21 protein-coding genes are annotated in these 21,130 nt (G+C 65.7%); 19 read left to right on the plus strand and 2 right to left on the minus strand.

Translation table 11 applies throughout. From position 1 onward, the window contains the following. Position 1 precedes the first annotated feature (1 nt). The 12 genes from D6T64_RS14595 to D6T64_RS14650 all read left to right on the plus strand — a co-directional run bounded on the left by D6T64_RS14595 (position 2) and on the right by D6T64_RS14650 (position 10,834). On the plus strand, positions 2 to 1,291 hold the full coding sequence (locus D6T64_RS14595) for an MraY family glycosyltransferase (RefSeq protein WP_119975404.1): 1,290 nt from the start codon (positions 2 to 4) through the stop codon (positions 1,289 to 1,291). After that, positions 1,288 to 1,803 (plus strand): hypothetical protein, encoded by a 516-nt coding sequence (locus D6T64_RS14600; protein ID WP_119975405.1) that lies wholly within the window; start codon positions 1,288 to 1,290, stop codon positions 1,801 to 1,803. The genes D6T64_RS14595 and D6T64_RS14600 overlap by 4 nt, the downstream gene beginning before the upstream one ends. 128 nt (positions 1,804 to 1,931) lie before the next feature. Continuing rightward, a complete protein-coding gene (gene atpB / locus D6T64_RS14605; protein WP_119975406.1) occupies positions 1,932 to 2,822 on the plus strand; it encodes a F0F1 ATP synthase subunit A in 891 nt (296 codons plus the stop codon). Between the two features lie 53 nt (positions 2,823 to 2,875). Next, positions 2,876 to 3,112 carry an ATP synthase F0 subunit C gene (gene atpE / locus D6T64_RS14610; protein ID WP_119975407.1) on the plus strand — a complete coding sequence of 79 codons (237 nt, stop codon included), beginning with the start codon at positions 2,876 to 2,878 and terminating at the stop codon, positions 3,110 to 3,112. 30 nt (positions 3,113 to 3,142) lie between these two features. Further along, positions 3,143 to 3,715, plus strand: coding sequence for a F0F1 ATP synthase subunit B (locus tag D6T64_RS14615; RefSeq protein ID WP_119975435.1), 573 nt, complete (start codon positions 3,143 to 3,145; stop codon positions 3,713 to 3,715). Positions 3,716 to 3,717: 2 nt separating this feature from the next. Then, entirely contained in the window at positions 3,718 to 4,515 is a 798-nt protein-coding gene (locus D6T64_RS14620) for a F0F1 ATP synthase subunit delta (protein WP_119975408.1), read from the plus strand. Between the two features lie 110 nt (positions 4,516 to 4,625). Beyond that, positions 4,626 to 6,263, plus strand: a complete 1,638-nt coding sequence (gene atpA / locus D6T64_RS14625) for a F0F1 ATP synthase subunit alpha (RefSeq protein ID WP_119975436.1) — start codon at positions 4,626 to 4,628, stop codon at positions 6,261 to 6,263. 89 nt (positions 6,264 to 6,352) lie between these two features. Beyond that, entirely contained in the window at positions 6,353 to 7,255 is a 903-nt protein-coding gene (locus D6T64_RS14630) for a F0F1 ATP synthase subunit gamma (protein WP_119975409.1), read from the plus strand. Positions 7,256 to 7,291: 36 nt separating this feature from the next. Beyond that, positions 7,292 to 8,755: a F0F1 ATP synthase subunit beta gene (gene atpD, locus D6T64_RS14635; protein ID WP_119975410.1), complete on the plus strand. Its 1,464-nt coding sequence runs from the start codon at positions 7,292 to 7,294 to the stop codon at positions 8,753 to 8,755. A 2-nt stretch (positions 8,756 to 8,757) separates the two neighbouring features. After that, positions 8,758 to 9,018, plus strand: a complete 261-nt coding sequence (locus tag D6T64_RS14640; RefSeq protein WP_119975411.1) for a F0F1 ATP synthase subunit epsilon — start codon at positions 8,758 to 8,760, stop codon at positions 9,016 to 9,018. A gap of 10 nt (positions 9,019 to 9,028) precedes the next feature. After that, a complete protein-coding gene (locus tag D6T64_RS14645; RefSeq protein WP_119975412.1) occupies positions 9,029 to 9,772 on the plus strand; it encodes a YaaA family protein in 744 nt (247 codons plus the stop codon). A 30-nt stretch (positions 9,773 to 9,802) separates the two neighbouring features. After that, on the plus strand, positions 9,803 to 10,834 hold the full coding sequence (locus tag D6T64_RS14650; protein ID WP_233551199.1) for a malate dehydrogenase: 1,032 nt from the start codon (positions 9,803 to 9,805) through the stop codon (positions 10,832 to 10,834). Positions 10,835 to 10,846: 12 nt separating this feature from the next. Here D6T64_RS14650 and D6T64_RS14655 read toward each other — a convergent pair whose 3' ends face one another. Together D6T64_RS14655 and D6T64_RS14660 are read right to left on the minus strand one after the other, a co-directional pair. Then, entirely contained in the window at positions 10,847 to 11,383 is a 537-nt protein-coding gene (locus D6T64_RS14655; RefSeq protein WP_233551201.1) for a DNA-3-methyladenine glycosylase I, read from the minus strand. A 116-nt stretch (positions 11,384 to 11,499) separates the two neighbouring features. Next, positions 11,500 to 11,997: a methylated-DNA--[protein]-cysteine S-methyltransferase gene (locus D6T64_RS14660; protein ID WP_119975414.1), complete on the minus strand. Its 498-nt coding sequence runs from the start codon at positions 11,995 to 11,997 to the stop codon at positions 11,500 to 11,502. A 141-nt stretch (positions 11,998 to 12,138) separates the two neighbouring features. Between D6T64_RS14660 and D6T64_RS14665 the strand changes: the two genes are divergently transcribed. The 7 genes from D6T64_RS14665 to D6T64_RS14695 form a co-directional block, all read left to right on the plus strand. After that, positions 12,139 to 12,735, plus strand: a complete 597-nt coding sequence (locus tag D6T64_RS14665) for a TetR/AcrR family transcriptional regulator (protein WP_119975415.1) — start codon at positions 12,139 to 12,141, stop codon at positions 12,733 to 12,735. Positions 12,736 to 12,742: 7 nt separating this feature from the next. Next, complete coding sequence (locus tag D6T64_RS14670; RefSeq protein WP_119975416.1) at positions 12,743 to 14,476, plus strand: ABC transporter ATP-binding protein; 1,734 nt, start codon at positions 12,743 to 12,745, stop codon at positions 14,474 to 14,476. Next, entirely contained in the window at positions 14,473 to 16,434 is a 1,962-nt protein-coding gene (locus tag D6T64_RS14675; protein WP_119975417.1) for an ABC transporter ATP-binding protein, read from the plus strand. Before D6T64_RS14670 ends, D6T64_RS14675 begins: the two co-directional genes overlap by 4 nt. A gap of 118 nt (positions 16,435 to 16,552) precedes the next feature. Then, positions 16,553 to 17,809 (plus strand): DUF4192 family protein, encoded by a 1,257-nt coding sequence (locus D6T64_RS14680; RefSeq protein ID WP_119975418.1) that lies wholly within the window; start codon positions 16,553 to 16,555, stop codon positions 17,807 to 17,809. Positions 17,810 to 17,878: 69 nt separating this feature from the next. Continuing rightward, the gene (locus D6T64_RS14685) at positions 17,879 to 19,066 is read left to right on the plus strand and encodes an FHA domain-containing protein (RefSeq protein WP_119975419.1); all 1,188 of its coding nucleotides are present in this window, start codon (positions 17,879 to 17,881) and stop codon (positions 19,064 to 19,066) included. Between the two features lie 55 nt (positions 19,067 to 19,121). After that, positions 19,122 to 19,946, plus strand: coding sequence for a PP2C family protein-serine/threonine phosphatase (locus tag D6T64_RS14690; protein ID WP_119975420.1), 825 nt, complete (start codon positions 19,122 to 19,124; stop codon positions 19,944 to 19,946). Positions 19,947 to 20,090: 144 nt separating this feature from the next. After that, positions 20,091 to 21,130, plus strand: a 1,040-nt coding sequence (locus D6T64_RS14695; RefSeq protein ID WP_147364579.1) for a serine/threonine-protein kinase, incomplete at its 3' end; no start/stop codon positions are given.

The following is a 21,130-nucleotide window of genomic DNA, read 5'->3' on the forward strand; positions in this document are numbered from 1 at the left end:
CATGACCCTCTTCATCCTGCTCGCGCTCATCTCGGCCGTGGTCACCTTCGGTTTCTCCATCGTGGTTCTGAAGCTCAGCCATCGGTACCGGTTGTACCCGGCCATCCGCTCTCGTGATGTGCACACCCGACCCACTCCCCGGCTCGGCGGAATCGCCATCTTCCTCGGCATCCTCGCCGCGTTCGGGGTCGCCTATCTCATCGCCTCCCAATTCGCCCCATTGCGGCTCATCTTCGCCAATCCGCAGCAGATACTCGCGATTCTGGGTGCGGCGCTGCTGATCGTGCTGCTCGGAGTCGCCGATGACATCTGGGATCTCGACTGGATGACCAAGCTCGCCGGCCAGTTCATCGCCGCCGGCCTGGTGGCCTGGCAGGGCGTGCAGGTGCTCTCGCTGCCGATCGGCGGGCTCACCGTGGGGTCCGCATGGATGTCGATCATGATCACCGTGGTGACCATCGTGATCGTGATGAACATGATCAACTTCATCGACGGCCTCGACGGCCTGGTCGCGGGCGTCGCCCTGATCGCCAATGGCGTCTTCTTCCTGTACAGCTATCTGTTGGTACGCGACACCTCGCCGACCAACTATTTCAACCTCGCCTCGTTGATCGCCGCGATCCTGGTGGGCGCCTGCGTCGGATTCCTGCCGCTCAACTGGCGTCCCGCGAAACTTTTCATGGGCGATGCCGGGGCGCTGCTGGTCGGCCTGCTGATGGCAACCTCGGCCATCGCCATCACCGGACAGGTTGACCCGACGGCGGTGAACCGCTCACAGCTTTTCCCGGCCTTCATTCCGATCCTGTTGCCGTTCGCGATCCTGATCATCCCACTGCTGGACTTCGGACTGGCGGTGTTCCGACGGGTTCGGGCCGGCAAGTCGCCCTTCAGCGCGGACCGCAAACACCTCCACCACCGGTTGCTCGACATGGGCCATTCTCACCTGCACGCCGTGCTGATCTTCTATGGGTGGACCGCCGCGGCATCCGTCGGCTGCCTGCTCTACTTCGTGTTGCCCGTCTACTTCGGCCTGCCCACCTGGTACGCCACGGTCTTCATCGTGATCGCCCTGCTGGCCTGCACCGTCGTTACCCTCGCCCCGCTCAGCCGGCGCAAGGCCGAAGAAGTAGCCAGCCAGCAGTCGCCGAGTGACGACCCGCAGACCGGCGAAATCGCCGCGCTCGACCCGCTCGACGAAGCGGCTACCGAAGACACCCCCGGCCACGCCTCCACCAGCATTCCGAACGACGCCACACCCGCACGACCCATCACCGCCGAGGAGCACGCATGACCAGCCCCCAGACATCCCGCCCGACATCCCGTCAGGGGTCACCCACTGACAGCCAAAACCCGCCGCAGCCCACGTCCATTCCGGTGCTCCGCCGCATTCTGGTCTACGGCGGCTGGCTCGCGATCGGCATCGCGGTTATCGGAGCAGCCCTGGGTGGTATCTTCGTCGGCGGCATCGGCGTCGTCAGCGCCCTGATCGGCACGGCCATGGCCGTGGTCTTCATGGGCATCACGGCGGGCAGCATCCTGCTGGCCAACCACTTCGCCGGTCGGGAATCCGCCATCGGCGCGTTCTTCGGAATCGTGATGGGCGGCTGGCTGCTCAAATTCGTCGTGTTCCTGGTGCTGATGTTCCTGCTGCGTGACCAGCCGTGGATCTCGCCGATCGTACTTTTCCTCAGCATCGTCGCCGGCGTTATCGGGTCCCTCGTGGTCGACGCCGTCGTGGTCATGAAGAGCCGGATGAGCTACGTGAGCGACGTCACTCTTCCGTCGGCCCCGACGGATGCCTGATCCCCGCTCCGTTCCCCCCTCGGGGGCAGACCAGTTGTGCGGAGGCTTGCCTCGATTCGGTTCGGTCTCGATTCGGTTCAGCGCTGGTTCTTTGCTAGAGTAAACACCGATCCACCCCCGGTTTGCTCATGCTGTACAGCGTCGTAAACCCGCCCCCATTCGTCGATGCGCGAGCAGAGCTCACCGCCCCGAAACAGGAGAAAGCGCTGCTAGAAACCGCCGTAAACCTGCTGGTCCCGTCCGCCACTGGCGACGGTGAATTCCACGGTCCGTCAATCAATGAGTTTTTCCCCGACGTAATTTTCTTCGCGGACACTCCCTTCGAGATCAACCGCATCATCCTGATCCGCTTCCTGTCGGTCGCGGTCCTGATGCTCGTGTTCTGGCTCGGTACCCGCCGCATGAAGGTCATCCCGACCCGAATGCAGAGCATTGCCGAAATGGGACTCGACTTCGTTCGCGTCAACATTGCGGAGGACCTCCTCGGCAAGAAGGACGGCCGGCGATTCCTGCCGCTCCTGACGACGATCTTCTTCATGGTGCTGTTCATGAACATCACGGGGATCATCCCGTTCCTGAACATCGCCGGCACCTCGGTGATCGGAGTTCCGCTGCTCCTCGGCGTGATCTCCTACGCAACGTTCATCTACGCCGGCGTCAAGAAGAGCCCCGCGAAGTTCTTCCGCAATTCGCTCTTCCCGCCCGGAGTGCCGCCGGCCCTGTACATCATCGTGACGCCGATCGAATTCATCTCGACGTTCCTGGTGCGACCGGTCACTCTCACCCTCCGACTGATGATGAACATGATCGTCGGACACCTGCTCCTGGTGCTGTTCTTCAGCGCGACCCAGTTCTTCTTCTTCACGGCGGACGGCGGGTTCAAGCTCTTCGGCGCCGGCACCCTCGTCTTCGGCTTCGCCTTCACGCTCTTCGAGGTGTTGATTGCCGTTCTCCAGGCTTACATTTTTGCCCTGCTCACCGCCGTCTACATCCAGCTCGCGCTGGCTGAGGAACACTAGACACTTTAGGAATCCGGCATTCGCCGATTTCACCATCTCGGAAGGAAACATTCGTGGATTCAACAACCGTTCTTGCGGAACTCACCGGAAACATCGCAACCGTCGGTTATGGCCTCGCAGCTATCGGCCCGGCAATCGGCGTGGGTATCGTCGTTGGCAAGACCATTGAGGGTGTCGCGCGTCAGCCCGAGCTCGCCGGTCGCCTGCAGGTGCTGATGTACATCGGTATCGCCTTCACCGAGGCGCTCGCCTTCATCGGTATCGCAACCTACTTCATCTTCACGAACTAGTCCTCTTCAACTACTCAGTTAGGAGGCATGATGCTTCACGCAGTAATTGCAGCCGCTACGGAAGAAGCGGCACCGAACCCGCTCATCCCCGCGGTCTACGACATCATTTGGTCGGCGGTCTGCTTTGCCGTGATTTTGTTCTTCTTCTGGAAGTACGCACTTCCGAAGATGCAGAAGCTTCTTGACGATCGTGCAGAGGCCATCGAAGGCAACATCGCCAAGGCCGACGACGCCCAGCGCAAGGCCGAGGCTGCTCTCGAGCAGTACACAGCCCAGCTGGTCGGAGCCCGCGCCGAGGCCGGTCAGATTCGCGACCAGGCCCGTACCGATGGCCAGCGCATCGTCGCTGAGCATAAGGAACAGGCCACGAGCGAAGCCAACCGCATCGCGGCAACGGCCAAGACCCAGATCGAAGCGGAACGTCAGGCGGCCGTCGTGTCCCTGCGCTCCGAGGTCGGCACCCTGGCGATTGACCTGGCCTCCGGAGTCATCGGTGAGAGCCTCACCGACGATGCCAAGGCGAGCGCCATCGTTGACCGTTTCCTGGCCGAACTTGAAGCCACGGAGAACACGTCCAACGCCTCAACGGCCGGAAAGAACTAACCATGGGCAGCGCCACCAGAGAAGCACTGGCCACGTCACGAGCAGCCCTGGCTGCATCGGGCGGCAGCACGGATCTGGCGACGGGTGAAAGCCTGTTCAGCGCCGGCCGCGTGATCGGGAAGTCCTCGCAGCTGCTTGCAGCCCTGGCCGACCCGGCCGCCGAGCCGAGCGCGAAAACCACTCTGGTGCGTGCCGTCTTCGGCACGAACGTCACGGCGAAGGCGCTGGCGCTTCTCGAGGCTGCGGCCTCGCAGCGCTGGTCCAGCCACGACGACCTGCTGGCCGGTATCGAAGACCTGGGGCTGCGGGCAACCGCTGCATCAGCTCCGGCCGGCACCGCGATCGAGGCCGAACTCTTCGGCTTTGGCGCGACCGTGTCCTCGGACGCCGAGCTCGAACTGGCCCTGGTCAGCAAGCTCGGAAAAGCGGAAGCGAAGGCGGGCCTCGTTGAGGCGCTCCTCGCCGGCAAGGTGAGCGGGCAGACCCTGGCCATTGTGCGGCACCTCGTGCAGCAGCCCCGGGGACGCCGGATCGGCGAATTGCTCCGCCACGCGGCATCCGTCGTCGCCGACCAGTCGGGAACGACGATCGCGACCATCACATCCGCGACGGCACTGTCCGCGGCCCAGCTCGACCGGCTCACCACGAGCCTGGGCGAGCGGTACGGCCGCGAACTGACCGTGCACCTCGTCATTGACGAGTCACTCGTGGGCGGTGTCCGGGTGCAGATCGGCCAGGACATCATCGACGGCAGCATCGCAACCCGGCTCGCAGATTTGCGTCTTCAGCTCGTTCGCTGAGTACGCACAGGCACGACGCACCACCCGCACCACACGCAGTCGAATCGGACTGTGTTTGACAGACTTTTTTGAGACAGAACCTGTACCACCCGTACAGAAAAGGGAAGATGATGGCAGAACTAACGATCAGCCCCGATGAGATCCGCGACGCTCTCCAGGACTTCGTCAAGTCCTACGAGCCGAACAAGACCTCCACGACCGAGGTCGGATACGTCACCACCGCGGGCGATGGAATCGCGCACGTCGAGGGACTGCCCGGCGTCATGGCCAACGAGCTCATCAAGTTCGCCGACGGCACCCTGGGCCTGGCCCAGAACCTCGACGAAGATGAGATCGGCGTTGTCGTTCTCGGTGAGTTCGCCGGAATCGTCGAGGGCATGGAGGTGCACCGCACTGGCGAGGTCCTCTCCGTTCCCGTCGGCGACGGCTACCTCGGCCGCGTCGTCGACCCGCTCGGCGCTCCCATTGACGGTCTCGGTGAGATCGCAACCGAAGGTCGTCGCGCCCTCGAGCTGCAGGCTCCCGGCGTCATGGACCGCAAGTCGGTGCACGAGCCGATGCAGACCGGAATCAAGGCCATCGACGCCATGATCCCGATTGGCCGCGGCCAGCGCCAGCTCATCATTGGTGACCGCCAGACCGGTAAGACGGCCATCGCGATCGACACCATCATCAACCAGAAAGCCAACTGGGAGTCCGGCGACACGACGAAGCAGGTTCGCTGCATCTACGTCGCCATCGGCCAGAAGGGCTCCACCATCGCTTCGGTGAAGGGCGCCCTCGAGGACGCCGGAGCCATGGAATACACGACCATCGTCGCGGCCCCCGCCTCCGACCCGGCCGGCTTCAAGTACCTCGCCCCGTACACCGGCTCGGCCATCGGTCAGCACTGGATGTACGCCGGCAAGCACGTTCTTATCGTCTTCGACGACCTCTCCAAGCAGGCCGAGGCCTACCGCGCCGTTTCGCTGCTGCTGCGCCGTCCGCCGGGACGCGAAGCCTACCCCGGCGACGTGTTCTACCTGCACTCCCGTCTGCTGGAGCGTTGCGCCAAGCTGTCCGACGCCCTCGGCGCCGGTTCGATGACCGGTCTCCCGATCATCGAGACCAAGGCCAACGACGTCGCTGCCTACATCCCGACCAACGTGATCTCGATCACCGACGGCCAGATCTTCCTGCAGTCCGACCTCTTCAACGCCAACCAGCGCCCCGCCGTAGACGTCGGCATCTCGGTGTCCCGTGTCGGTGGCGACGCGCAGGTGAAGTCGATCAAGAAGGTATCGGGAACGCTCAAGCTCGAGCTCGCCCAGTACCGGTCGCTTGAAGCCTTCGCCATGTTCGCCTCCGACCTCGACGCGGCCAGCCGTCGTCAGCTCGCTCGTGGTGCCCGACTCACCGAACTGCTGCGCCAGCCGCAGTACTCGCCGTACCCCGTTGAGGACCAGGTCGTCTCGATCTGGGCCGGCATCAACGGCAAGCTCGACGAGGTCCCGGTTCCGGACGTGCTGCGCTTCGAACGCGAACTGCTCGAATTCCTCGGCCGCACCACGACGGTGCTCTCCACCCTGCGCGAGACGAACGTGCTCACCGACGACACCGTCGCCCTGATGAGCACCGAAATCGACAAGTTCAAGCAGGAGTTCCAGACCGGTGAGGGCAAGCCCCTCGCCTCGGCCGGCAAAGAGACCTTCGCGGCGATCAAGCCCGACGAGGTCAACCAGGAAAAGATCGTCAAGCACCGCCGCTAAACCAGAAAATGACGGCCGGGTGGACACTCACCCGGCGGTCGTGCCTGTCGAGACACACTCACTGATAGACAAGGAAGCACAGGAGACACATGGGAGCGCAACTTCGGGTCTACCGGCAGAAAATCAAGTCTGCCCAGACGACCAAGAAGATCACTCGGGCCATGGAGTTGATCTCCGCCTCGCGCATTCAAAAGGCGCAGGCGCGAGTCGCCGCCTCCACCCCGTACTCGCGTGCAGTCACGCGAGCCGTATCGGCGGTCGCCACGTACTCGAACGTCGAGCACCTGCTGACGACCGAGCCCGAAACGATCAACCGCGCCGCGGTCGTCATCTTCGCGTCGGACCGAGGCCTTGCGGGAGCGTTCAGCTCGCAGGTGCTGCGGGAAGCCGAAGAGCTGACGACGCTGCTGCGCAGCCAGGGCAAGGACGTCACGTACTTCCTCGTCGGACGCAAGGCAATCGCGTACTTCAGCTTCCGTCACCGGGTATCCGAGCGGGTCTGGACCGGCGGCACCGACCAGCCCACGTTCGAAACGGCCAAGGAAATCGGCGAGGCCCTGCTCGAAACGTTCCTGCGGGACTCCGAAGATGGCGGCGTCGACGAGATTCACATCGTCTACAACCGTTTCGTCAGCATGGTCACGCAGATTCCCGAGGTTGTGCGACTGCTTCCCCTCGAAGTGGTCGAGGGCGTCGAAGAACCCGGTAGCGACCAGGTGCTTCCCCTGTACGAGTTCGAACCCGAGGTTGAAACCGTACTGGACAGCCTGCTCCCGGTGTACATCGAGAGTCGCCTCTTCAACGCCATGCTGCAGTCGGCCGCTTCCGAGCACGCCAGCCGCCAGAAGGCCATGAAGTCGGCCAGCGACAACGCCGACAAGCTGATCACGGATTACACACGCCTATCCAACAACGCGCGTCAGTCCGAGATCACCCAGCAGATTTCCGAGATCGTGGGTGGAGCCGATGCGCTCTCATCCGCCAAGAAGTAATTCACAGAAGCCCAGAACTACAGAGATGAGAGAGCAATGACTGACACCGCAACCGCGCCAGTCCGCGCGGAGGATACGGCCGGCTCTGTTGGCCGTATCGCCCGCGTCACCGGCCCCGTTGTCGACATCGAGTTTCCGCACGACTCGATCCCCGGCATGTACAACGCCCTGAAGACGACGATCACCATCGGTGGCGTTACGAGCGAGATCACCCTCGAGGTTGCCCTGCACCTCGGCGACGACCTCATTCGGGCCATTGCCCTGAACCCGACGGACGGCCTCGTTCGCGGACAGGAAGTTCGCGACACCGGAAGCCCCATCACGGTTCCGGTCGGAAACGTCACCAAGGGCAAGGTCTTCAACGTCATCGGAGACGTGCTCAACGCCGCTCCGGGCGAGAAGATCGAAATCACTGAGCGCTGGCCCATCCACCGCAAGCCGCCGCCCTTCGACCAGCTCGAGTCCAAGACTCAGCTCTTCGAAACCGGTATCAAGGTCATCGACCTTCTCACGCCGTATGTGCTCGGCGGAAAGATCGGCCTCTTCGGTGGTGCCGGTGTCGGCAAGACCGTCCTGATCCAGGAAATGATCCAGCGCGTTGCGCAGGACCACGGTGGAGTGTCGGTGTTCGCCGGTGTCGGTGAGCGTACCCGCGAGGGTAACGACCTCATCGCCGAGATGGAAGAAGCCGGCGTCTTCGACAAGACCGCCCTAGTCTTCGGCCAGATGGACGAGCCGCCGGGAACGCGTCTGCGCGTCGCACTGAGCGCCCTGACGATGGCGGAGTACTTCCGCGACGTTGAGAAGCAGGACGTTCTGCTCTTCATCGACAACATCTTCCGCTTCACTCAGGCCGGTTCCGAGGTGTCGACCCTTCTGGGCCGTATGCCTTCCGCCGTGGGCTACCAGCCCAACCTGGCCGACGAGATGGGCATCCTTCAGGAGCGCATCACGTCGACCCGTGGCCACTCGATCACCTCCCTTCAGGCGATCTACGTTCCCGCCGACGACTACACCGACCCGGCACCGGCGACGACCTTCGCCCACCTGGACGCCACGACCGAGCTGTCGCGTGAAATCGCATCGAAGGGCCTGTACCCGGCCGTCGACCCGCTGACCTCGACCAGCCGTATCCTCGACCCCCGCTACCTGGGTGCCGATCACTACAACACGGCCGTTCGCGTCAAGGCGATCCTGCAGAAGAACAAGGAACTCCAGGAGATCATCGCGATCCTCGGTGTTGACGAGCTCTCTGAAGAAGACAAGGTCACGGTTTCCCGTGCCCGTCGCATCCAGCAGTTCCTGTCCCAGAACACCTACATGGCGAAGAAGTTCACCGGTGTCGAGGGTTCCACGGTTCCGCTCAAGGACACCATCGAGTCGTTCACGGCTATTGCCAACGGTGACTTCGACCACGTGGCCGAGCAGGCCTTCTTCAACGTCGGTGGCATCAACGACGTCGAAGAGAAGTGGGCTCAGATTCAGAAAGAGAACGGCTAAGCATGGCCGTACTCACCGTCAGTGTCGTCTCGGCGGACCACGAAGTGTGGTCCGGCGAAGCGACGATGGTTGTCGCTCGCACCGTTGAGGGTGAAATCGGTATCCTCAGCGGCCACGAGCCCATGCTTGCAATCCTGGCGGCCGGCGAGGTGCGCATGACGCTCCCCGACGGCTCCAAGGTGCAGGCCGAAGCGGCCGACGGCTTTCTGTCCGTCGACAACAACACGGTCACGATCGTGGCCCGCAAGGCGGAACTCGTCTGATTGTGAAGCAATGCTCGTACTGATACCGCCGTCGGAGACTAAACGCTCCGGCGGCGGTTTTCTGTGCCTGGACTGGGCGGCCCTGAGCTACCCGACGCTGACCACCCGTCGTCGGAGTCTCGCACGTGCGCTCGTGAAGCTCAGCAAGCAACCGGAGTCGGCGATGGCCGCGCTGAAGCTCGGACGCACCCAGGGCGCTGAAGTCGAACGCAACCGGCTGCTGCTCACCTCCCCGGCGATGGCGGCGATGGACCGCTACACCGGCGTGCTCTACGACGCCCTGGAAACGGATTCGCTGTCGCCGGCCGCACGTGTCTTCGCCGGGGACCATCTGGTGGTGCATTCGGCGCTGTTCGGACCGCTCGGAGCCCTCGACGCGATTCCCGCCTACCGGCTGTCGCACGACTCTCGGGTGCCGGAGCATCCGCTCAAGGCGCACTGGACGGTCGCGACCACGAAGGTGCTCTCGGCGGTGCCGGGGTTGGTGCTTGACTTGCGCTCCGAGGGCTACGTGTCGCTCGGCGCCGCGCCGGTGCGGTCCGATTCGGTCTTTCTGCGCGTCGTCACCGTCGGTACCGACGGTCATGCCCGGGCCATCAACCACTTCAACAAGAAGTGGAAGGGACTCTTCACCCGGGCCCTGCTCGAACACGGCGAGGACTTCGCCACCGTGGACGACCTGCTGGCCTGGGCGCCCACGGCGGGCTTCACGCTGAGACCCGGCGCCGCCGGAACGCTGCTCCTCGTCGTGTAGGCCCGGCGGGTGGGTGGGTAGGATGAGCGCGTGACCACTGCTGCGCATGCACCGAAGCCCGTGACCGTGACCGTGACCGGTGCGGGAGGGCAGATCGGGTACGCGCTGCTGTTCCGCCTCGCGTCGGGGCAGTTGCTAGGGCCGAACACACCGATCAACCTGCGACTGCTGGAGATTCCCCAGGGCCTCGCCGCCGCCGAAGGGACCGCGCTCGAGCTGGCGGACTGCGCCTTTCCACTGCTGGCGTCGACGACGATCACGGATGACCTCACCCGCGCCTTCGACGGCGTCAACGTTGCGCTCCTGGTCGGTTCGCGGCCGCGGGCCGCCGGCATGGAACGCGCGGACCTGCTCGCCGCCAACGGTCGCATCTTCGGACCCCAGGGTGCCGCGATCAACGCGGGAGCGGCATCCGACGTGCGGGTGCTCGTCGTCGGTAACCCGGCCAACACCAACGCGCTCATTGCCCGCAGCCACGCCCCCGACGTTCCGGCCGACCGCTTCACGGCCATGACCCGCCTCGATCACAACCGCGCCGTCGCCCAGCTCAGTGAGCACCTCGCCGTTCCCGTCGGCGATATCGACGGGGTGTCGATCTGGGGCAACCACTCGGCGAGCCAGTACCCCGACGTCTTCAACGCGACGGTGCGGCTCGAGTCCGGCGGGCGCCGCGTCGTGCGGGACCTCGTCGACGAGCGCTGGCTGACCGAGCACTTCATCCCCCGAGTCGCCCAGCGGGGCTCGGAGATCATCGCGGTGCGCGGCGCGTCGAGCGCGGCGTCGGCCGCCGGCGCGGCCCTGGATCACGTGCACGACTGGGTGAACGGCACCGGCACGGGGCCGGGGGAGTGGACCAGCGCCGCCGTGGTGTCCGATGGGTCGTATGGTGTGCCCGAAGGCCTGATCAGCTCCTTTCCCGTGCGTTCGGTCGCGGGGGCGTGGACGATCGAACAGGGCCTGACGGTCGGGGACTTCTCCCGGTCCCGCATCGACGCGTCGGTCGCCGAACTCCTGGCCGAGCGTGACGCCGTCGCCGCCCTGGGTCTGCTCGCGGCGGAATAGACGGGTGCGCGGTCAGTTGGCGCGGTGGCAGCCGGTGACGTGGTCGTCGACGAGGCCGGAAGATTGCATCAACGCGTACATCGTGGTGGGGCCGACAAATCTGTAGCCGCGTCGACGGAGTTCGGCGCTCAGCGCCGTGGACTCCGGCGTGATCGCGGGAACCTCGGCCAGAGTAGCCAGGCGCGCGGTGCGCGTGGGTGGGGCGAAGCTCCAGATCAGCTCCCCCAGGCTCGTTCCGAGATCACGGGTAACGCGGGCATTGCTGATCGCGGCCTGGATCTTGCCTCGGTGGCGGATGATCGAGGCGTCCAGGAGCAGGCGGCTGACGTCGGTTTCGGTCATCGCCGCGACCGTGGTCACATCGAAGGCGTGAAACGCGGCGCGGAATGCCGGCCGGCGACGGAGGATCGTGATCCAGGACAGCCCGGCCTGAAAACCCTCGAGGCAGAGCTTTTCGAACAGGCGCTGGTCGTCGCGCAGCGGGCGCCCCCATTCCTCGTCGTGGTAACGCTGGTACTCGGTGTCGAGGCCGGCCCACGCACAGCGCACAACACCATCGTCGCCGGCGAGAACGGAGGCGCGGGCCGAGGGATCAGCGGTGCGGGGGTGGCCGGCGCTGTGAGGGTGGACAGCGGCGGTCTCGGTGATCGGCGTCGCGGCATCCGTCACTTGTGGCCGATGCCCTCGTGGTCGAGCAGCCACGCCTTGGTGGCGATGCCCTCGCCGGCGCTGTAGCCGGTGATACGGCCGGTGGTCGCCAGCACCCGATGGCAGCCGACGATGATCGGCACCGGGTTGGCTCCGACGGCGCCGCCGATGGCGCGCCCGGAGCCGGGACGGCCGATGGACTGGCCGAGGGCGCCGTAGGAGACGACGCTGCCGAAGGGCAGCTGGCTGAGTTGGTGCCAGACGCTGCGCTGAAATTCGGTGCCCGAATCGAGCGCGACCGGTAGGTCGAAGGCCGTGCGCGCGCCCGCGAAATACTCGGTCAGCTGGCGCTTGGCCAGGCGCAGCATCGGGGATGGCTTCTCGGGGGAGTTCTCGAGGGGGAGGTGTCCGTCGGTCTCGATGGAGAGCGACAGGATGCCCGCCGGGCTGGCCGTGACTTCGAGACGGCCGATCGGGCTGTCGAGGCGTATGAGGGAGGGAGGGATGCTGTCCATCTTCCGACTGTAGCCGGGCCGGTTTGGGACTCCTCGCGGGAATCGGACATTGGGCATAAGTCGCGTGAAACGTGCCCTGTGGAGGGATTGTTACGCGGCCGAACGCTTGTGAGTGAGCGCTCACTCAGTTAGGCTGTCCGGGTGACTGACAAACCCCTGCGCGCCCCCTCCCTGACGGTCGAAGACCGGCGATCGATGCTCGTTGACGCCGTCACGCCCCTACTCACCGAGTTCGGCGCAGCCGTCACGACCAAGCAGATTGCCGAACGGGCGTGCATCGCCGAGGGCACGATTTTTCGCGCTTTTGGCACCAAAGAAGAACTCATCCAGGCAGCGGTGGCCCGGCAACTCGACCCCGAGCCGTTCCGGGAAAAACTGCGCGCCGTCGACGTTGGCCTGCCGCTCGAAGCTCGCGTGCGCAGCATCGTCGTGCTCATGCGCGAACGCTTCACGACCGTCTTCACGCTCATGACTTCCCTCGGGCTGCTGGGCAAACCGCACACTCACGACCCGCGCCGGGAGTTCACCGAGATCCTCAGCCGTGCCCTCGAACCAGATCTGGAACGCCTGCACTTCACCGCCGAACGCTCGGCCCAGATCATCCGCATGGTCAGTCTCGCGGCGAGCATGCCCATGATCCACCTCGGAACCGGGTTCGACGACGACGAGATCACCACCCTCATCCTCTACGGAATCGCCGGCCACCCCGCCGGCGTCCCCGAACCCCCGTCTCACTAGGAGAACCGTGCTCTGGACCTTATTGGTGCGTTACCTGCGGCCGCACTGGCGCCTGCTCGTGGCCGTTGTCGTCTTCCAACTGCTGCAATCCATCGCTTCGCTCTACCTGCCGGCCCTCAACGCCGACATCATCGACCAGGGCGTCGCGACCGGTGACAGCGGATACATCCTGTCGACCGGCGGTGTCATGCTGCTGATCACGCTCGGGCAGATCATCTGCGCCATCGTGGCCGTCTACTTCGGTGCGAAAGCCGCCATGGCCGTGGGCCGCGACGTGCGCGGTGCCGTCTTCACGCGGGTCGGTGAGTTCTCCGAGCAGGAGGTGACCAAATTCGGGGCGCCCTCGCTCATCACCCGCTCTACCAATGACGTGCAGCAGGTGCAGATGCTCGTACTGACGACCTGCACCCTGCTCGTATCGGCGCCGATCCTCAGCATCGGCGGCGTGATCATGGCGATCCGCCAGGACCTCGAACTGTCCTGGCTCATCGCGGTCAGCGTGCCGATTCTGCTGATCGCGGTCGGGTTCATCGTCGTGCGCATGGTTCCCCTGTTCCGCAAGATGCAGACTCGCATCGACACCGTCAACCGCGTGCTGCGCGAACAGCTCACCGGAATCCGCGTCGTGCGCGCGTTCACCCGGGAAGACGTGGAGACCCGTCGCTTCGGGCAGGCGAACACCGACGTCACCGAGGTCGCCCTGAGCTCGGGGCGGCTGATGGCGCTGATGTTTCCCATCGTGATGCTCGTGCTCAACGTGTCGAGCGTCGCCGTGATCTGGTTCGGCGCATTCCGCATCCAGGACGGTTCGATGCAGGTCGGTACCCTGATCGCTTTCCTCAGCTACCTCATGCAGATCCTGATGGCCGTGATGATGGCGACCTTCATGGCCGTGATGATCCCGCGCGCCGCCGTCTCGGCCGACCGCATCATGGAGGTGCTCAAGACCGAATCGAGCGTGCAGCCGCCCCGAAACCCCGTCAACACGACGACCGCCCGCGGCGAGATCGAACTGCTCGACGTGGGCTTCGCCTACCCGGGTGCGGAACAGCCCGTTCTCAGTCACGTCAGCTTCATCGCCCGGCGCGGCGAAACCACCGCGATCATCGGCAGCACCGGATCAGGCAAGACCACCCTCGTGAACCTGCTGCCGCGCCTCTTCGACGCGACGACCGGCTCCGTGCTGGTCGACGGCGTCAACGTGCGGGAGCTGAACCCCGACCTGCTCTGGGGCCACATCGGCCTCGTGCCGCAGAAACCATACCTGTTCTCGGGAACCGTGCGCAGCAATCTGCTCTACGGCAAACCCGATGCGACCGAAACCGAACTGTGGCAGGCCCTGACCATCGCCCAAGCCGCCGACTTCGTCACCGAGATGGAGGGTGGCCTCGACGCCCCGATCGCCCAGGGCGGCACCAACGTCTCCGGCGGTCAGCGCCAGCGGCTCGCCATCGCCCGCGCTCTCGTAAAACGCCCGGAGCTCTACATCTTCGACGATTCCTTCTCAGCCCTGGACCTGGCGACGGATGCCCGGCTCCGACAGGCTCTGAAGCAGGGCGCTGCGGGCGCCACCATGATCATCGTCGCCCAGCGGGTGTCGAGCATCATCGACTCCGACCAGATTCTCGTGCTCGAAGACGGCCGCATCGTCGGTCGCGGCCGGCACGAGGAACTCCTCGAGACCAACCGCACCTATCAGGAGATCGTGGCGTCGCAGCTCACGGCGGAGGACGCAGCATGAGCGAGACCAACAAGATCGTCGTGCCGCCCCGACCTCCGCGCGGCGGCGGACCGTTCGGCGGCATGAACCTGCCCGCCGAGAAGTCGATGGATTTCACGGTCTCGGCGAAGCGCCTGATGGGCAAGTTGCACCCTGAGCGGCTGTGGCTGACCCTCGTGTTCGGCCTCGCCGTGATCAGTGTCACGTTCTCGGTACTCGGCCCGCGCCTGCTCGGTGAGGGCACGAACCTGATTTTCGCGGGCGTGCTGTCCCAGGGCCTTCCCAGCGGTGAAAGCCAGGCCGATGCGATCGCCGGGCTGCGGGCATCCGGTGACAACGCCCAGGCCGATCTGCTCAGCGGGATGACCCTGACCCCTGGGCTCGGCATCGACTTCGCGATGCTGTCGACCGTGCTGTTCTGGGCACTCGCGCTGTACGTGCTCTCGTCGGTGTTCAGCTGGATGCAGGCCTATGTGCTTAACGGCATCGTGCAGCGCACGGTGTTTCGCCTGCGCGCGGAGATCGAGGCGAAGATCAACCAGCTGCCGCTGAAGTACTTCGATTCGCGCCAGCGCGGTGAGCTGCTCAGCCGGGTCACGAACGACGTCGACAACATCTCGCAGAGCCTGCAACAGACGCTGAGCCAGATCGTCACCTCGCTACTCACCGTCATCGGCGTGATCGTGATGATGTTCCTGCTGTCGCCGCTGCTGGCCCTCATCGCGCTCGTGACCGTTCCGCTGACCCTGGTCATCACCGCCTTGATCGCCAAGCGCTCGCAGAAACTGTTCGTGGCCCAGTGGACCCACACCGGCGAACTGAACGGCCAGATCGAGGAGACCTTCACGGGCCACGCGCTCGTCAAGGTCTTCGGCCGCCAGCGGGAGGTCGAGGCCCGGTTCGCACAGAAGAACGACGAACTCTACGAGGCGAGCTTCGGCGCCCAGTTCATCAGCGGCCTGATCATGCCCGCCATGACGTTCATCGGCAACCTCGTCTACGTGGCGATCGCCGTCGTCGGCGGGCTCCAGGTCGCCACCGGTGCCATGCAGCTCGGTGACGTGCAGGCCTTCATTCAGTACTCGCGCCAGTTCACCCAGCCGCTGGCCCAGCTCGGGTCGATGGCCAACCTGCTGCAGTCCGGGGTGGCCTCCGCCGAGCGGGTCTTCGACCTGCTCGACGCCGAGGAACAGAGCGAAGACGTGGACCCGGCCGAGACCCCCACCCAGACGCACGGGCGCCTCGTCTTCGAGGGCGTCTCCTTCGGCTACTCGGCCGACAAACCGCTCATCGACAACCTCAGCCTGGTCGCCGAACCCGGCCAGACCGTGGCGATCGTCGGCCCCACCGGCGCCGGCAAGACGACCCTGGTGAACCTCATGATGCGCTTCTACGAGATCGATGCCGGGCGCATTCTGCTCGACGGCGTCGACGTCAGCCGGATGACCCGCCTCGACCTGCGCAGCCGCATGGGTATGGTGCTGCAGGACACGTGGCTGTTCGGCGGGACGATTCGGGAGAATATCGCCTACGGCCGCCCCGATGCCAGCGAAGCCGACATCCTCGCCGCCGCGAAGGCGACCTACGTCGACCGGTTCGTGCATTCCCTGCCCGAGGGCTACGACACCGTGCTCGACGATGACGGCGGCAACGTCAGCGCCGGGGAAATGCAGCTGCTCACCATTGCCCGGGCCTTCCTGGCGAAACCGAGCGTATTGATCCTTGACGAGGCGACAAGTTCGGTCGATACCCGCACGGAGGTGCTCGTGCAGAAGGCGATGAGCGCCCTCCGTGCCGAACGCACGAGCTTCGTGATCGCTCACCGGCTCTCGACGATTCGTGATGCTGATCTGATTCTGGTGATGGATTCCGGGCGCATCGTCGAGCAGGGCTCGCACGAGCAACTGCTGGCGGAGGGGGGCGCGTACCACGCGCTCTACGCTGCGCAGTTCGCGGCCCCGGTTGCCGATGAGGTCTGATCCGGGGCGCTGACGATCCCGGCGCCATCGATCCCCCCACAGGGGGAGCGTCGGCGAAAGTTGTGCGCTGCGGCCGGTTTCCGCCCCGGGCCGGGGCGGCGTCGGGCACAGTGTCGGCATGGCAAACCACATCGTGAAAACCAAGGAAGCTCACGACTTCCTCGCTCTCGTGCCACAGCTGGTCGGTTTCACGCCGGAGAACAGCGTGGTGCTCGTCGCCTTTCGAGGCAACCGCACGTGCGGGGCCCTGCGCTTCAATCTTCCGGAGGCGAATGTCCCGGCCAAGGTGCAAAAACGCATCGCCACCTCGCTGATCGGAACCCTCTGCAAGATCCCCGGCGTTGACGCCCTCGTGCCGGTGGTCTACACCGCAGCCTCCGTCTCGGCGACACGTGGGCTGCCCCACGCGCGATTCGCGGACAGCCTCGCCAAGCGGGCGGAGCTCAGCGGGTTCCTGGTGCGCGATGCCCTGTGCGTCGCCTCCAATGCCTGGGGCTCGTACCTCGACCCTCAGTGCCCCGTGGGCGGGCATCCGCTCAGCCGGATCGCGGGCTCCTTCGTTCACGCGGATGTGCCCGAGGTGGTGGCCCGCGGACTCGGTACCGTTCTGACCGGCACAGAACTGCCGACGATCGACCTCGCCGCGAAGGAACGCGTCGCAGCGCAATACCGGCGTTTGCAGAAGGGATTCGGTACGGCGCGCAACGCCTCCGCGCTGGTGTCGATGATCGGAGAAGTCGTCGACCCGGTAGAACTGGCCGAGGTCGCCCTCGGCTGGAACACCACGGCCCTCTCAGCGGCGGATGCGGCCGCGCTGCTCTACGTCGTCCAAGGCCCGGGTTGCCGCGACCAGGTGATGGTGCAGTTCGCCTTCGGACGGGAGGCCGGTGCGGCGGCCCACGCTGCCAACCTCCGATACTGGGAGCTTCAGCGCCGCACCGGGCTGTCCATGGACGACATCGTCGCGCTTGAACTCGCGGCGGAGGCGGCCGGGCTCGAAGTTCACGCGCCGGATGACCGTGCGGAGGGTGAAGCGATAAACGACGGTGCTGCCCGTCGGCGCGGACTGTTGATGGCGGACCTGATGTTGGGCAAGACCGACGATCGTCCTGACCTCGATCGCACTGATCGCGCCATCACCCTGTTGAAAACCGTCATCGCGATGGCGCCGCGAAGCGCCCGGCCGGCGCCGCTGTGCATGCTGGCCTGGTTGTCCTGGTCTCTGGGGAGCGGTTCGGTGGCGGGCCTCTACGTCGACACGGCGCTGGCCATCGACCCCGGCTACAATATGGCGCTGCTGCTCGACACCCTGCTCCGGTCGGGGCACCTGCCCGAATGGGCTTTTCGGGTGCCTCTCGAAGACTCGGACCGGTGAGACGGCCAACCTCGCGGGCGTCCCCGGTACCTGCGGGGGATCGGCACGGGCGGTCGATAGACTCGCTGCATGCCATTGGGACGCGTCGCCGTCGTCACGTCGCCCGGGGCGCCGGCGGCCTGGGTTTTCGTCGTGGGTCACCGCTTTCTGGCCGCGGTGCCGTCCGGGACCGCGGGGAGCATCATCGAGCGCCTCACCGATCGGGTGTTGGATGACGTCATCGATCTCGAATCGATCGTCGCCGTGCTGCCGATGACGGGTCCCGAGGCGGTACCGAGCTTTCTCTTGGTTGTGCGGCGGGATGCCACCGACGCCGACGGCGTGCCCGCGTCGGCGGTCGTGCGCGGAACCGCCGTGGCCGACGTGTTCTCGATAGGGGGCTCGCGCCGGTTCAGCGACCGCGGGATTCGTCCGTGGCTGCTCGCCGACTTTCGTGCGGTGACCGGGCTCGTCATCGGATCAATCGATGCCCCGGTGCTCGCTGCCGGCGGACTCGGTGCCGGCCAGCGGGTGGCAGCGGGTGCTTTCTCCGGCAACGCCCTCTTCTGGTCCATCATCGAGGCCGCGGCCGATGACCCCATCCTCGACACGCACGGACGGCGCGACGATAGGCAGCTCGACGATGAAGCCGTGCGCACGAGTGAGAAAGTCGCCGCTCCCGAGTTCGACACTGTGATTCGTGCGCCGCGGGCCCTCGCCGACGGCGATACGGTGCTGAGGGCTCCCGCCGATCAGTGGAGGGGATCGGAGCGCCCCGAACATCAGCCGATGGATGCCGACACGGTCATCCGGCCGCCACATCCCACTCGACACGGCCGGGCCGCTGCAGACGCGCCGGGGCAACCGGAGAAGCCACCGGCCGAGACCGGCAGCGCTCGGGCGCTCGCGCAGCCGCAAGTCATCGCGGCCGTTGCGGGGGTCGCCCGCTCTTCCTTCCAGCTGACCCCGGGCGAACCGTACCGGCTCGACCGTGCCTACGTGCTCGGCCGCAATCCTCGCCTGCCGCGCATCGTCGTCGGAGAACCGCCGACGCTGTTGACCGTGCAGTCGGGGACGTCGGCGGTGTCGTCGACGCACCTTGAAATCCGCCAAGAGGGGGACTCGATCGTGATCACCGACCTCGGGTCCACGAACGGCACCGTCGTGAGACCCCTCCGCGGACGCACCCGCCGCCTGCGATCGGGCCAGTCCCTCGCGGTCACGCCCGGTACAATGGTAGATATCGGGGACGGCAATATCGTCGAAATCCTGCGATAACCGTGCTGCTCGGTTTCGATCCGTGCCGCACATCCGACCTCGGAAGGCTCCATCCGTGACTCAGCTCGGTCGCAGTTCGACCACCTTCACGGTTGACCTGCCTCAGGCCAACACAACCGTGACTCTTGCGTGGGCCATGCTCACCGACACGGGCCATCGTCGCGAGGTGAACGAAGACAGCCTGATCGCCGAGCCCCCCGTATTCGCCGTCGCCGACGGGATGGGCGGCCACTCCGCGGGCGACGTCGCCAGCGCGGCCGTTGTCACTCGTCTCGCCGACCTCGCCGGGGCCACCGTGGCGGATGCCGAAGCACTCAACCGTGCCCTGAGTCAGGCGGTGATCGACATGGCCCACGGTGTCGGGGTGACCGACCAGGGCACCGGAACCACGGTCACCGGGGTCGCGCTCGGCATCGTCTCCGGAGCCGCGCAGTGGATCGTGTTCAACATCGGGGATTCGCGGGTCTACCAGCTCACTTCCGGCGTGCTCGAACAGGTCACCGTCGATCACTCTGTCGTGCAGGAACTCGTGGATGCCGGGCGAATCACTCGCGAAGAGGCCGATGTGCATCCGCACGGAAACGTCATCACCCGTGCGGTGGGTTTCCATGAACCGCCGGTTCCGGACTACCGGGTGCTGCCCTTGCAGGTGGGAATGCGTATTCTGGTCTGTTCCGATGGGCTCACGAAGGAGCTCACGGCCTACGGCATCCGTCACTTTCTGATGTCGATGCCGAAAGCGGATGACGCGGTGCATGCCCTCGTCGATGCGGCCCTGGAGAACGGCGGCCGCGACAACGTGACCGCGATCGTGCTCGACGTGCTCGATATCGTGCCGGGAGCCGAGGGTTCTGCCCCCCTGCTGGGGGCGAATGCCTAAAATTGGCCCGGTTGGGGCGGTGAACGGCGTGTAGAGCCTGCTTACAATGAGCGGTATCGCCCGTTCATCCGTCATGGCAAGCGCGGACTGATTCACAGCGCGAACTGATTCACGACACCGGGCATGAAAAGCGGGAAGGCACGTATGACGCGACGACTGCCGTCACCCCCGCCCAACCTGCCGGGGTTTTCCTACGTGCGTGTTCTCGGCTCCGGCGGCTTCGCCGACGTCTTCCTCTACGACCAGAACCTGCCACGGCGCCCCGTCGCGGTCAAGGTGCTGCTCGCCGGAATCGTCACCGATCAGGTGCGGCAGATGTTCCGGGCCGAGGCCGACCTGATGGCCCTGCTCAGCTCGCATCCGTCGATCCTGACCGTGTTCCAGTCGAGCGTGTCCAGCGACGGCCGGCCCTACCTCGTGATGGAATACTGCTCGTCGAGCCTCAGCCAGCAGTATCGGTCGGCTCCGCTGTCCGTTCCTGACGTGCTGCGAATCGGTATCAAGATCGCCAGCGCCGTGGAAACGGCCCACCGGGCCGGCGTGCTGCACCGGGACATCAAGCCCTCGAACATCCTGGTCACGGCCTACGGACACCCCGTGCTCTCGGACTTCGGCATCGCGTCGACGCTGAACGAGGCCGAAAAGGCCGAGGCCGTGGGGCTGTCCATCCCGTGGTCAGCGCCGGAAGTGCTGCTCGACGAAGTGTCGGGCACGATCGCCAGCGAGGTCTGGTCGCTCGGCGCGACCCTGTACTCGCTCCTGGCCGGCCGGTCGCCGTTCGAGGTGCCGGGATCAGACAATTCGACGGCCGACCTGATGGGCCGCATCGTGCGGGCGAAGGTCGCGCCGATCGGTCGAGCGGATGTCCCCGCCCGACTCGACGCGCTGCTCAGCCGGTCCATGAGCCGCAAGCCTGAGGCACGTCAGCGCAGCGTGCTCGAGCTGATTCGCGAACTGCAGACCGTCGAAGCCGACCTGGGGCTGGCGCAGACGCCGCTCGAGGTGGCCCTGGAAGATTGGGCCGCCGCCACCGCGACCGACCCGGATGACAAAACCCGGATCACCGGCGTCGCGTCGATCGACCCGTCCCCCGCCCGTCGGCGTCGGGCCGGGTCCGCCCGTCTCGCGGGAGGGCGAGCGGCCGGCGGCGCCGGCGCGGCGGGAGGCGTGGGCCCCTCGGGGCG

This window comes from Cryobacterium melibiosiphilum, assembly GCF_003602235.1.
GTDB classification, from domain to species: Bacteria; Actinomycetota; Actinomycetes; order Actinomycetales; family Microbacteriaceae; genus Cryobacterium; species Cryobacterium melibiosiphilum.